Source organism: Monashia sp. HAY1-2A (assembly GCF_056755315.1).
Window position 1 is genome coordinate 32,332 of record NZ_JBNDHY010000017.1, and the last position, 12,125, is coordinate 44,456.

Annotated in this window: 12 protein-coding genes and 1 riboswitch; of the genes, 2 read left to right on the top strand and 10 right to left on the bottom strand. The window is 72.4% G+C overall.

Annotation, left to right across the window (positions count from 1 at the left end):
• Positions 1 to 26: 26 nt before the first annotated feature.
• The 10 genes from gcvP to clsA form a co-directional block, all read right to left on the bottom strand.
• Positions 27 to 2,963, bottom strand: a complete 2,937-nt coding sequence (gene gcvP, locus ACPYOM_RS04335; protein WP_481345026.1) for an aminomethyl-transferring glycine dehydrogenase — start codon at positions 2,961 to 2,963, stop codon at positions 27 to 29.
• Between the two features lie 70 nt (positions 2,964 to 3,033).
• Positions 3,034 to 3,133, bottom strand: a riboswitch (glycine riboswitch).
• 108 nt (positions 3,134 to 3,241) lie between these two features.
• A complete protein-coding gene (locus tag ACPYOM_RS04340) occupies positions 3,242 to 3,826 on the bottom strand; it encodes a MerR family transcriptional regulator (protein ID WP_481341131.1) in 585 nt (194 codons plus the stop codon).
• Positions 3,827 to 4,006: 180 nt separating this feature from the next.
• Positions 4,007 to 4,531 (bottom strand): bifunctional nuclease family protein, encoded by a 525-nt coding sequence (locus ACPYOM_RS04345; protein WP_481341104.1) that lies wholly within the window; start codon positions 4,529 to 4,531, stop codon positions 4,007 to 4,009.
• A 149-nt stretch (positions 4,532 to 4,680) separates the two neighbouring features.
• On the bottom strand, positions 4,681 to 5,400 hold the full coding sequence (ftsR, locus tag ACPYOM_RS04350) for a transcriptional regulator FtsR (protein WP_481345027.1): 720 nt from the start codon (positions 5,398 to 5,400) through the stop codon (positions 4,681 to 4,683).
• A gap of 8 nt (positions 5,401 to 5,408) precedes the next feature.
• Complete coding sequence (locus tag ACPYOM_RS04355; RefSeq protein ID WP_481341130.1) at positions 5,409 to 5,846, bottom strand: FHA domain-containing protein; 438 nt, start codon at positions 5,844 to 5,846, stop codon at positions 5,409 to 5,411.
• Positions 5,847 to 6,140: 294 nt separating this feature from the next.
• Positions 6,141 to 6,530 carry a glycine cleavage system protein GcvH gene (gcvH, locus tag ACPYOM_RS04360; RefSeq protein WP_481345028.1) on the bottom strand — a complete coding sequence of 130 codons (390 nt, stop codon included), beginning with the start codon at positions 6,528 to 6,530 and terminating at the stop codon, positions 6,141 to 6,143.
• A 111-nt stretch (positions 6,531 to 6,641) separates the two neighbouring features.
• On the bottom strand, positions 6,642 to 7,388 hold the full coding sequence (locus ACPYOM_RS04365; protein WP_481345029.1) for a DUF881 domain-containing protein: 747 nt from the start codon (positions 7,386 to 7,388) through the stop codon (positions 6,642 to 6,644).
• Between the two features lie 182 nt (positions 7,389 to 7,570).
• Positions 7,571 to 7,903, bottom strand: coding sequence for a small basic family protein (locus tag ACPYOM_RS04370; RefSeq protein ID WP_481341100.1), 333 nt, complete (start codon positions 7,901 to 7,903; stop codon positions 7,571 to 7,573).
• Positions 7,900 to 8,925, bottom strand: a complete 1,026-nt coding sequence (locus ACPYOM_RS04375; protein WP_481341099.1) for a DUF881 domain-containing protein — start codon at positions 8,923 to 8,925, stop codon at positions 7,900 to 7,902. Before ACPYOM_RS04375 ends, ACPYOM_RS04370 begins: the two co-directional genes overlap by 4 nt.
• A complete protein-coding gene (gene clsA / locus ACPYOM_RS04380; protein ID WP_481341098.1) occupies positions 8,922 to 9,533 on the bottom strand; it encodes a cardiolipin synthase ClsA in 612 nt (203 codons plus the stop codon). Before clsA ends, ACPYOM_RS04375 begins: the two co-directional genes overlap by 4 nt.
• Positions 9,534 to 9,615: 82 nt before the next feature.
• On the opposite strand from clsA, the gene ACPYOM_RS04385 reads away from it, so the two are divergent.
• Both ACPYOM_RS04385 and ACPYOM_RS04390 read left to right on the top strand, forming a co-directional pair.
• Complete coding sequence (locus ACPYOM_RS04385) at positions 9,616 to 11,043, top strand: YibE/F family protein (RefSeq protein ID WP_481341097.1); 1,428 nt, start codon at positions 9,616 to 9,618, stop codon at positions 11,041 to 11,043.
• A gap of 57 nt (positions 11,044 to 11,100) precedes the next feature.
• A complete protein-coding gene (locus ACPYOM_RS04390; protein WP_481345030.1) occupies positions 11,101 to 11,901 on the top strand; it encodes an acyltransferase in 801 nt (266 codons plus the stop codon).
• The last annotated feature ends 224 nt before the right edge of the window (positions 11,902 to 12,125 follow it).

The window sequence follows — 12,125 nt, forward strand, 5'->3', positions numbered from 1 at the left end:
GACGCGAGAAATTCCCCCGGGGTGTTTCAGCCCTCGAACGCCTCCGGCGGCGGGCAGGAGCACACGAGGTTCCGGTCGCCGTAGGCGCCGTCGATGCGGCTCACCGGCGGCCAGTACTTGTCCGGGGCGGACACGCCGACGGGGAAGGCAGCCGTGGCGCGGTCGTACGGGTGGTCCCACTCGCCCGCGAGGCGCATCGAGGTGTGCGGGGCGTGCCGCAGCACGCTGTCGGCCACGGCGACCTCGCCGCGACCGACCTGCTCGATCTCCTCGCGGATGGCGACCATCGCGTCGCAGAACCGGTCCAGCTCGTCGAGGTTCTCCGACTCGGTCGGCTCGACCATGAGGGTGCCGGCCACCGGGAAGCTCATCGTGGGCGCGTGGAAGCCGTAGTCGATGAGGCGCTTGGCGACGTCGTCGACCGTGACACCCGTGCGGGCCGTGAGGGCCCGTAGGTCCAGGATGCACTCGTGCGCGACGAGGCCGTCGGTGCCGGAGTAGAGGACCGGGTAGTGCTCACGCAGCCGAGCGGCGACGTAGTTGGCGTTGAGGACAGCGGTCTGCGTGGCGTGCCGCAGGCCGGCACCCCCCATGAGCCGGACGTAGGCCCACGAGATCGGCAGGATGCTCGCCGAGCCGTAGGGCGCCGCCGAGATCGGGCCCACCCCGGTCGCGGGACCGGCCTCGGGTGCGAGCGGGTGGTTGGGCAGGTGCGGCGCGAGGTGGGCGCGCACGGCGACCGGTCCGACGCCCGGGCCGCCGCCGCCGTGCGGGATGCAGAACGTCTTGTGCAGGTTGAGGTGGCTGACGTCGGCGCCGAACCGGCCGGGCTGGGCCAGGCCGACGAGCGCGTTGAGGTTGGCGCCGTCGACGTACACCTGGCCGCCCGCGTCGTGGACGAGCTCGCACAGCTCGGTGATGGTGTCCTCGTAGACCCCGTGCGTCGAGGGGTAGGTGACCATGATCGCGGCGAGGTCGTCGCGGTGCGCCTCGATCTTGGCGCGCAGGTCGTCCATGTCGACGGTGCCGTCCGCGGCGGTCTTGACGACGACGACCGTCAGTCCGGCCATGACCGCCGACGCGGCGTTGGTGCCGTGGGCGCTCGCCGGGATCAGGCAGACCCGGCGGTGGCCCTCGCCCCGTGCCTGGTGGTACGCGTGGATCGCGAGCAGTCCGGCGAACTCGCCCTGCGAGCCGGCGTTCGGCTGCAGCGACACGGCGTCGTAGCCGGTGATCTCGCACAGCCACGCGGCGAGCTCGTCGATGAGGGCGCGGATGCCCTCGGACTGGTCGGCCGGGGCGAACGGGTGCAGGTTCGCGAACTCCGGCCAGGTGATGGCCTCCATCTCGGTGGTCGCGTTGAGCTTCATCGTGCAGGAACCGAGCGGGATCATGCCGCGGTCCAGCGCGAAGTCGCGGTCGGCGAGGCGGCGCAGGTAGCGCAGCATCGCGGTCTCCGAGTGGTGCGCATGGAAGACCGGGTGGGTCAGGAACTCGGACGTGCGCTCGAGCTGCCTCGGCACACCGGTCGCCACGCCGGCGTCGCCGTCCGATGCCGGCTCGGCGACGTCGGACGCGTCGAGGCCGAGAGCGGCGAGGACGGCGGACACCGTTGCGGCCGTGGAGGTCTCGTCGAGGCTCAACGAGACACGGTCGGTGTCGACGCGGCGCACGTTCATGCCCCGGTCGGCGAAGGCGGTGACTACGTCGTCGGCGCGGGAGGGCACGACGACCGTCAGGGTGTCGAAGAAGGCGGTCGTCTCGACGTCGACGCCACCGGCCACGAGGCGCGCGCGCAGGCCCGCGGTCAGGCCGCCGACGCGGCGTGCGATGCCGACGAGGCCCGCCGGACCGTGCCACACCGCGTACATGCTCGCCATGACGGCGAGCAGCACCTGCGCGGTGCAGATGTTCGAGGTCGCCTTCTCGCGTCGGATGTGCTGCTCGCGGGTCTGCAGCGCCAGGCGGTAGGCCTGGTGGCCGTCGGCGTCGACGGAGACGCCGACGAGGCGACCGGGCAGCTGGCGCTCGAGACCCCGGTGGACCGACATGTAGCCGGCGTGGGGGCCGCCGAAGCCCATCGGCACGCCGAACCGCTGGGCGCTCCCGACGGCGATGTCCGCGCCCCACTCCCCCGGAGCCGCGACGAGCGTCAGGGCCAGCAGGTCCGCGCACGCGCTGACGAGGCCACCCGCGGCATGCACCGCCTCCGCGAGCGTCGACCAGTCGTGCAGCTGCCCGGACGCGTCGGGGTACGGGACTACGACGCCCGCCACCGGGGCGCCGCCGGCCGCCGTGGCCAGCGCCTCGGTATCGCTGACCGAGCGCAGGTCGGTGACGACGAGGGGCAGCCCGATGGCCTCCGCACGGGTGCGCATGACGGCGATGGTCTGCGGGAAGACGAGCTCGTCGACGAGGACGACGGCCTCGGCCTTGGCCCGGGTGGCCCGGTGCATCAGCGACATCGCCTCGGCCGCCGCGGTGGCCTCGTCGAGCAGGGACGAGCCGGCGACGTCGAGGCCGGTGAGGTCGGTGACGACGGTCTGGAAGTTGAGCAGGGCCTCCAGCCGGCCCTGGGAGATCTCCGGCTGGTACGGGGTGTACGCGGTGTACCAGGCCGGGTTCTCGAGCACGTTGCGGCGCACGACCGGCGGGGTGACGGTGCCGTAGTAGCCGAGGCCGATGAGCGAGGTGAGCACGGTGTTGCGCGAGGCGAACCGACGCAGCTCGTCGATGACGGCGCTCTCGCTGGCGGCCGCCTCGAGGCGCAGCGGGGTCTGCTCCCGGATGGCGCCGGGAATGGCCCGGTCACAGAGGGCGTCGAGGCTCGGCTGGCCCACCACGTCGAGCATCCGGGCGACGTCGTCCGCGCGGGGACCGACGTGCCGGCCGATGAAGTCGGCGAAACCGTCGGCGGGGGTGGTGGGCGTCGGGGTCGCGGCGGCGAGCTGGTCGGTCGACATGCGGGGCTCCTGGTGGGGATGAGCGGATGACACACGCTCCCCGTCTGTCGCCCGAGAGCTCCAGAGGTGCCTGGCCCGCGTGGTCCTGGCGCCTGAGAGGTTCCGGGGAATGTTGCCCCTTCGGCGCCTCGCAGGTGTTGACACCTCGAGGACTCTCCCACGCAGGGTGATCGGCACACCAAATCTAGCAGCCGACGCCCGAGGGCCCGTCCCGGACGTGCCGGGTGGGCCCTCGTGGACGGCGCGACGTGCTGGGGTGCCTGGTGCCTGCCGCGCCCTCAGGCCATCCGGCGCGCGTGGCGGCGAGCGGTCAGCTCGTCACCGGGGTGCTCGGCCGGGGCGTCGTCGTCCGGCCGCTCGCTCGGCAGCTGGGCGAGCTCGCCCTCGACCTCGCGCCACACGCGTCCGACGGCGATGCCGAAGACCCCCTGCCCGCCCTGGACGAGGTCGATGACCTCGTCGGCGGACGTGCACTCGTAGACCGACGCGCCGTCGCTCATCAGGGTGATCTGGGCGAGGTCCTCGACGCCGCGCTCGCGCAGGTGGCCGATGGCCACCCGGATCTGCTGCAGGGAGACGCCGGTGTCGAGGAGCCGCTTGACGACCTTGAGCACGAGGATGTCGCGGAACCCGTAGAGGCGCTGGGTGCCGGAACCGGTCGCGCTGCGGACCGAGGGCTCGACGAGGCCGGTCCGGGCCCAGTAGTCGAGCTGCCGGTAGGTGATGCCGGCCGCTCGGCAGGCCGTGGGGCCGCGGTAGCCGATGTCCTCGGCGAGGACGGGCAGGTCGTCGGTGAAGAGCAGACCTTGGGCGCCGCTGGGCACCGTGCGACCCGGTTCGGGTGCGTTCTCCATGGCGGCCATGCCGTCCTCCTCGGGCTGAGCCTGCGCGACGTGCGCAGACGACATCGGGATAACTACACACACGTCGTTATCCGACGGTAGGACTCGGGTAGGTGGGCGTCAATCACCGGGCGGCTGCGGCGTCGGCGTGTCGCCGTTGCCGTCGACCACTTTCACCTTCGACCTCAACGTGAAGGTTGGTCACTCCCCCTGGCCCGGCTGCCCCGGCCGGTCGGGGTCCCCACCCGGCTCGTCGCCGGCGGGCCCGTCGAAGTCCTCCGCCGAGACGTGGTCGAGGAACTCCTTGAACCGCTCGACCTCGTCGTCCTCCTCGGAGCTGACGACGATGGCGGCCTCGTCGAGGATCGCAGGGTCGACGAGCACCGGTGACCCGGTGCGCAGGGCGAGGGCGATGGCGTCGCTCGCCCGAGAGCTGATCTCGATCGAGCCGTCGACGATGAGCGCCGCGTGGAAGACCGAGTCCTTGAGGGCGACGATGCGCACCTCGGTCAGCTCGTGGCCGAGGACTGCCAGGACGTCACGAAGCAGGTCGTGCGTCAGGGGGCGCGGCGGGACGACGCCCTGCTGGGCGTAGGTGATCGCCGCAGCCTCGGCAGCACCGATCCAGATCGGCAGGTAGCGGCCTCCGTCGCGCTCGCGCAGCAGCACGATCGGGTTGTTCGTCGGCATCTCGACCCGGACGCCCAGGACATCGACCTCTCTCACTCCTCCACCGTACCCCGCGCGTGCCCTCGCGTCGGGGGGTCCTGAGGGTCGGCGGCGGGATCACGGGCGCGCTGCCACAAGCCGATCCACCCGCCGATGTGCGTGAGAGAGACTGTGCACCGGCCCATCGACCAGCCGCTCCGGGCGGCTCAGCGGGCGAGGCCCGCCTTGACTAGCGCGACGTGCAGGGCGATGCACGAGGCCGCGATCTCGGCCGCCCGCTCGGGGCGGGTGTCGTCGTCGCGGTGGGTGGCCAGGACCTGGTCGACGAGCCCGATCTCGCGGTCGGCCGCGGTGCGGAAGGGCCGCAGGTGCCGGGGCTCGAGGCCGTGCGCGGCCAGCGCGTTCGCGGCCGCCGCGACGGCCAGCTGGTCCTGCGCGTAGTGCCCCGAGGCGTCGGGCACGAGCAGGCCGAAGGACTCGAGGGCGTGCATCGTCGCCCGGTCGATGCCGGTGGCCTCACGCAGCTCCGGCCCGGTGAGCGTGACCCCCGATCGCGGGAGGAGGACGGATGCGTCCGGCACGTCGGGGTCGGTGACCGACTCGGGCGGGCGGGGCCGCCCTCCCCCGGTGCCGGCGTCCGTCAGGCCACGGTCGAGCGCGTCGAGCGCCTCACGGATGACCTTGAGCGGCCAGAACCGGTCGCGCTGGGCCGCGAGGACGTACCGCAGCCGCTCGACGTCCGCCTCCGAGTAGGTGCGGTAGCCGGACGCCGTGCGGTGCGGCGTCACGAGGCCCTCGGCCTCGAGGAAGCGGATCTTGGACGCCGTGGCGTCGGGGAACTCCTCGGAGAGCGCGGCGATGACCTTGCCGATGGTCAGGCGTGGCCCCGAGGCCGGGTCGGCCTCGCCCGTCGTCCCCGTGGGCATCCCGTCGGTCAGGCGGCGTAGTAGACGAGGCGGAACTTGCCGATCTGCACCTCGTCGCCGGTGTGCAGCGGTGCCTCGTCGATGCGCTCGCGGTTGACGTACGTCCCGTTGAGGGACCCGGCGTCGCGCACGACGTAGCGCTCACCCTGCTTGACGAACAGGGCGTGCTTGCGGGACACGGTGACGTCGTCGAGGAAGATGTCGGAGTCGGGGTGGCGCCCCGCCGCGACCTCCTGGTCGTCGAGGAGGAAGCGCGCACCGGTGTTGGGGCCGCGCAGGACGACGAGCAGGGCCGTACCCGGGCGCAGCGCCTCGATCGTGGCCTGGTCCTCGGCGGTCAGCCCGCGCGGGTCCAGGTGCTCGGCGTCCTGGGCCGGGACGCCCTGGAACCGCATGGTGCGCGGCTCGACGTTCGTGTCGTCGGAGTCGAAGTGGTCGCTCGACATGCGGTCCTCCTGGTTCTGGGAGTCGGAGCTCGGGGCGTCCCGGTCAGGCGTGCCGTGATCGTCGTCGCTCGACATGCCGTCCTCCTCCGTCGTGGGGGCGAAGCGGGCGTCACCACTCTAGTTGACGCCTGTTCCCGTCGCGCCCGCCGACGCGCCTGCCGGACACCGACCGGCGTGTACGGGCCGGTCGGTGCGTACAGGCCGGTCGGGCGTGACGGGCATGACGGGCCGCACGTGAGGGGGCGTGCGGGTGTCGCGGATGCTACCGGTCGTTCCGGTGGGGCACGTGGGACGTCAGGACAGCGAGGCGGTGTACGCCGGGGCGTCCATCAGGCCGTCGACGGCCGCGGCGTCGCTCGGGCGCATCTCGAACATCCAGCCCTCGCCGTACGGGTCGGAGTTGATGAGCTCGGGCGAGGCGTCGAGGGCCGGGTTCACGGCGGTGACCTCACCGTCGAGCGGGGCGTAGATGTCGCTGACCGACTTCGTCGACTCGACCTCTCCGCACGAGTCCCCGGACGCGACGGAGTCACCGACGGCCGGGAGCGAGACGTACACGACGTCCCCGAGGGCGTCCTGCGCGAAGGCGGTGATGCCGATGCGCACGACCCCGTCGTCGCCCACCCGGACCCACTCGTGGTCGCTGGTGTAGCGCAGGTCGGCGGGGTACTCGAGGTCGCTCATGTCGCTCCTAGCTCGTCGCTGAGGTGGTCAGGGGGTGAGGCACACGTGTCGTCGCTCCACCGGCAAGGGAGAGGATGCCACGTCGCCCGCGACGCGTCAGCGACCGGGCGGTCACTCGACCGGCTTCGCGTGCGTCAGCGGGCGCGGCTCGTGGACCGAGGTGATCTGGATCGACTCCGACTCGATGACGCTCGCGTTGGCGCCCTTCTGGCGAACCGTCTCGACGATCCCGCCCGGGATGGTCATCGCGGACGAGAGCGTCTTGGCGTCGCCGATGGCCTTGATCTCGATGGGGCGGGTGATCGCCTTGCCGTCCACGAGCAGGTCGCCGCCGGCGTCACCGACGAACGAGGAGGCGACGACGCGGACGCCACCGACGTCGATCGACTCGGCACCCGCGTCGCGCAGCTCCTGGATGATGTCGAGCACGACCGGACCGGTGACCTGCTTGTCGGGGTCCGAGACGGTCAGGATGATGCCCTGGCCGGTGGCGCCGATGGTGCCGGCGAGGATCCCCAGCGTGTCGACGCGCTTCTGGGCCTGGTCGAGGGCCTCCGCGGCGGTGCCGGTCCCGCTCTTGAGCCGGTCGCGGGTCGCCTCCAGCTCGCGGACCTGCTGGTCGAGGCGCGAGGACTTGACCGAGATGTCGTCGAGGACGCGGACGAGGTCGGTCTGGCTCAGCTGGTCCAGTCCCCGCTCGTTGGTCAGCTGCACCTGGGCCGCGATGCCGGCGCCGAGGAGCACGGCGAGCAGGGCCCCGAGGAGGTTGGCTCGCGTGGCCCGTGGGCGGGACATCGCGAAGAGGCGGTGCCAGGCCGCCCTGCCCTCGACGGGCTGACGGGCCGGTTCGGTGGTCACCGCCGACGTCCCGGTGCCAAGACCGTGCGGAGCGGGCGGCTCAGGCGCTTCCGGCACGAGCTCTGCCCCGGCTGCCGGGGCCGGCTCGGGTGCCTCCGGGACCGCTGCCGGCTCGGGAGTCGACGCGGACGGCTGGGACGACTCGGGCGTCCCGTCGGGCTGGCGTTGGCTACGGCTCATCGTCAGGCCCTGAACAGGTGCCGCCGGATCGAGGCGACGTTGGAGAAGATCCGCACCCCGAGCACGACGACCACGCCGGTCGACAGCTGCGCGCCGACGCCGAGCTGGTCGCCGAGGAAGACGATGAAGGCGGCGACGACGACGTTCGACAGGAACGACACGACGAACACCTTGTCGTCGAAGATCCCGTCGAGGACGGCCCGGATGGCCCCGAACACCGCGTCGAGTGCCGCGATGACGGCGATGGGCAGGTACGGCTGGAGCCACACCGGCACCGACGGGTGCAGGAACAGACCGATCGCCAGGCCTGCGAGCAGTCCGACTACGGGGATCACGGGGTCTCCTGACTGTTGCCGCCGAGGCTCGTCGTCGGTACGGCGGATCGATCGGTGGCGATGCCGCCGGGTCGGTCGGTGCCCGCGCCCGGGCCGGCCGGCGGCGTGCCGGCCGCGGCCTTGCGCTGTGGCGTGACGCCAGGCGTCGAGGTGGTGGCCGAGCCCGACGGCGTCAGGGGCCGGGCGACCTCGAGGTGGGACGCGGAGTCGGCGGGGACGGTGAGGCTGTCGGCGACCTTGAGCACCGAGCGGATCTTGAACTCCTGGGTCAGCTGCGACAGGTAGACCCCCGCGAAGGACTGCTCGAACAGCTGCTGCATGCCGGTGCCGTCGCCGAGCGCGGTGACGACGTAGGGACGGGCGAGCGGTCGGAAGTCGACGATGATCGCCTGACCGGCGAACCGGATGGCGGCCGTCGAGCTGAGCCGGTGTCCGTTGACCGAGATCGCCTCCGCGCCGGACCCCCACAGCCCGTTGACGATGATCTGGAGGTCGGCCGACGTCACCCGGCCCTGCTCGAAGCCGCTGCTCGGGCGCGACCCGGCATCGCCGCCCGCCTCGGTGGACGCGGCGTCGTCGAGGGTCAGCGTCAGCCCGGGCCCGGTGAGGGCCACGGTGCCCGCCTGGACCTCGAGCGCTGCGATCTGGCCGCTGAGGTCACCGCCGCCGCTCTGCTGCAGGGCCAGCGCCTCGTAGTCACGCACCTGCCGCGTCAGCGTCGTGATCGCGGTCTCCTGCGCGTTGGCCTGCTTCTGGAAGTCCTCGATGCGGCTGACGAGCTGGGCCTTGAGCTGTGCCGCCGCGGTGGGTTTGGGCCTCAGCGACAGGGCGGCGACAGCGAAGAGGAACCCGGTGAGCACGGCCAGCACGACGACGAGAGGCGTGCGGTACGAGGTCGACCTCGGCAGTCCCTGCGCGGCCCGTCGCTCGGCGGCCTGCTGGTACCCCGGGTCGAGGGGTCGCTCGAGCATCGAGGTGATCAGCGTCATCGAGGCGTCGGGCCGCCGCGCGCCGGTGCTCACGTGCTCACCGCCCGGGCACGCTCGCGCAGGACGATCCGCGCGTGGATGCCGTAGAGCACCGCAGCCAGCCAGTAGAGCGTGATGCCCCACCACGCGAAACCCCAGCCGATCGGCCGGGCGAGGTCACCGAGCCAGTCGTCGCGGTTGGCGAGCAGCAGCAGCGGGAAGGCGTACAGGAGGTTGAACGTCGCGGCCTTGCCGACGTAGTGGACCGGTAGGCCGAGCTGCCCGCGGAGTCGCAGGAACAGCAGCATGACGCCCATGACGGCCTCGCGCCCGAGGAGCACGATGACGACCCACCACGGAATGAGATCGCGCCAGGCCAGCCCGAGCAGCGTCGTGAGGATGTAGAGCCGGTCGGCGATCGGGTCGAGGAACTGGCCGAGGCGCGACTCCATGTCGAACGACCGGGCGATCTTGCCGTCGAGGTAGTCGGTGATCCCGGAGAGCGCGAGCAGGAGCAGGGCCAGCCCGTCGCGTCCGGCGAGGATCGCCCAGAGGAAGACCGGGACCCCGAGGAGGCGCAACACGGACAGCGCGTTGGGGATGGTCAGGAGCTCGTTCGACACGACGTGCGCGCGGTCCGCCGCGTCCTTCTGCTCACCCACGGCGGTCAGCCTAACGGGCACCCTCGGGCCCGGCGCGCCACGCTCGGCATCGATCCGGACACGCTGTGCGACACTCCGGACCATGTCCGGCGGTCACAGCCACAGCGCCCTTCCAGGTACCCCCGAGCGGCAGCAGGACGTGTCCGTCGGCGTCCTCGCCCGTGTCGCGCTGACGACCTTCGTCGTCCTCGCCGCGGCCGCGACGCTCTTCGGCATCGTGCGGTTCTGGCCCTCCGACCACGGTGCCCTGGGGCGTGTCGGCACGACCGACTTCGCCGCGCCGGGGGTCACCTTCCCGCTGGCCGAGGTGCTCGAGGTGCTGCCCGCCTGTGAGGGTCAGGACGCGTCCACCGGCGCCCGGCCGGCGGCCGGGCAGGGGGGTGACGTCGCCGAGGCAGGCGCCACCTGCGGGGCCGTCCGGGTGCAGCTGGAACACCCGACCGCGTCGTCCGGGGACGTTCATCCGACGGTGACCGTCGCCGTACCTCCGGCGGTGTCCCAGTCGGGGCTGCGCGCCGGCGACACCGTGCAGCTGCTGAGGACTCCCCCTGCGCAGGGCCAGCCGGAGGGCTTCTCGTTCCTGCAGGTCCAACGGGGTGCCCCGCTCTCGCTCATGCTCGGCCTCTTCGTGCTCGTGGTCGCGGTCGTCGCGCGCTGGCGAGGCGTCCTGGCCCTGGTCGGGCTGGGAGTCGGCGGGCTCGTCGTGGCCCGGTTCATGCTCCCGGCTCTGCTCGAGGGGCAGTCCGGCCTCCTCGTGGCGGTCGTCGGCAGCTCGGCGATCATGTTCGTCGTCCTCTACCTGGCGCACGGGCTGTCCGTTCGCACGAGCACGGCCCTCGCCGGCACGCTCTTCGGCGTCGGCATCACGGCCGCTCTGGGCCTGCTCGGCGTCGACCTGGCCCGCCTGAGCGGCGTCGCCGACGACGAGGGCGCGACGCTGTCCTCGTTCGTCACGACCCTGCACCCGCAGGAGCTGCTGACGTGCGCCATCATCGTGGCCGGGCTCGGCGTCCTCAACGACGTGACGATCACGCAGTCCTCCGCCGTCTGGGAGCTGCGTGCCGCCGCGCCGGGGATGGGGCGTCGCGAGCTGTTCCGCTCCGGGATGCGCATCGGTCGGGACCACATCGCCTCGACCATCTACACCATCGTCTTCGCCTATGCGGGTGCCGCGCTGCCGGTGCTCATGCTCCTCTTCCTCTATGAGCGGCCGGTCCTCGACCTGCTGCAGACCGAGTCGCTCTCGGAGGAGGTCGTGCGCACGCTCGCGTCGGCGATCGGCCTCGTCCTCGCCGTTCCCGTCACGACGGCCATCGCCGCGCTCACCGTCGGTGCCGCCGATCAGCCGGCCGGCACGCCCTCGCCGGCGGTGGACGACCGCGACGGGACAGGGGCGCACGGTCCGAGCGCGGTCGCCATCGAGCGCGCCGTGAGCGGCCCTGCCCCGCCACGCACCCGGGCGGAGGCGCGAGCCGGGGCCCGCTCGCGCGGTGGCCGCGCGGGCGGCTGAGCCGCGAGTCGTGCCGTGCCTGCGGGGCGACTCGGCCGCGCCACTATGCTCCCCGCCATGGCTGTCGTCACCGTGCTCGAGACCTGGCAGGACGACCGGGGCAACCGGATCGAGTTCGAGGGTCGCGTCGACGCGAACGTCAAGATCAAGTTCACCGGGTCGAACAACACCCTGCGCATCGCCTCTCCCTTCCGCATCGGCAAGCTGGTCGTCGACTTCGACTGCGACGACGGCCTGTGCGAGATCGGGCCGAGCCAGGGTGTTCCCGCGCTCATGGGCGCCATCCGCGTGGGTGACGGCGCGACGGTCCGCCTCGGCAGCAACGTCTCCACGACGACCACGGTGTCGATGTCGGCTGCCGAAGGGGCGACGATCACGCTCGGCGACGACGTCATGATCGCCTCCGACGTCCAGGTGCGCGCTGACGACGGCCACCCGATCTTCGACGTGCGCACGGGCAGGCGGGTCAACACGCCACGCGACATCACCATCGGCAGCCACGTCTGGCTCGGCCTCCAGTCGTGCGTGCTGGGGGGCGCGGTCATCGGCGACGGCACCGTCGTCGGCATGCGCTCGATCGTGACGCGTCGGCTCCCCAACAACGTCATCGCCGCGGGCGTCCCGGCACGGGTGGTCAAGCGTGACATCGCCTGGGAGCGTCCGCACCTGACGCTGACCAAGCCGTGGCGCAAGCCGGACGCGTCCACTCTGAGGAAGTCGACGGCCTACTGGAACCCCACCATCGACACGCAGGCCGCGCCGGTCGGTGCACGCGGCCGGGCGCTCCGGGCGGGCCTGCGGCGGACGGCGCGCCGCACCGCCCGGCGCGTCGTCAGGACGGTGCGATCCCTGACCTGATCCCGGACCGGGCCCGGGGCGACCGGCCCGGCCGGACATGCCGAACCACGGACGTCCACGCGGGACGCCCGTGGTTCGGTGCCCCTCCTGTCCGGGGCTGGTGGGTTCAGAGCACCTTGTCGAGGAACTTGCGGGTGCGGGGTTCCGTCGGGTTGCCCAGGACCTGGGTGGGGGGGCCTTGTTCGACGATGCGGCCGCCGTCCATGAACAGGACGGTGTCGGCG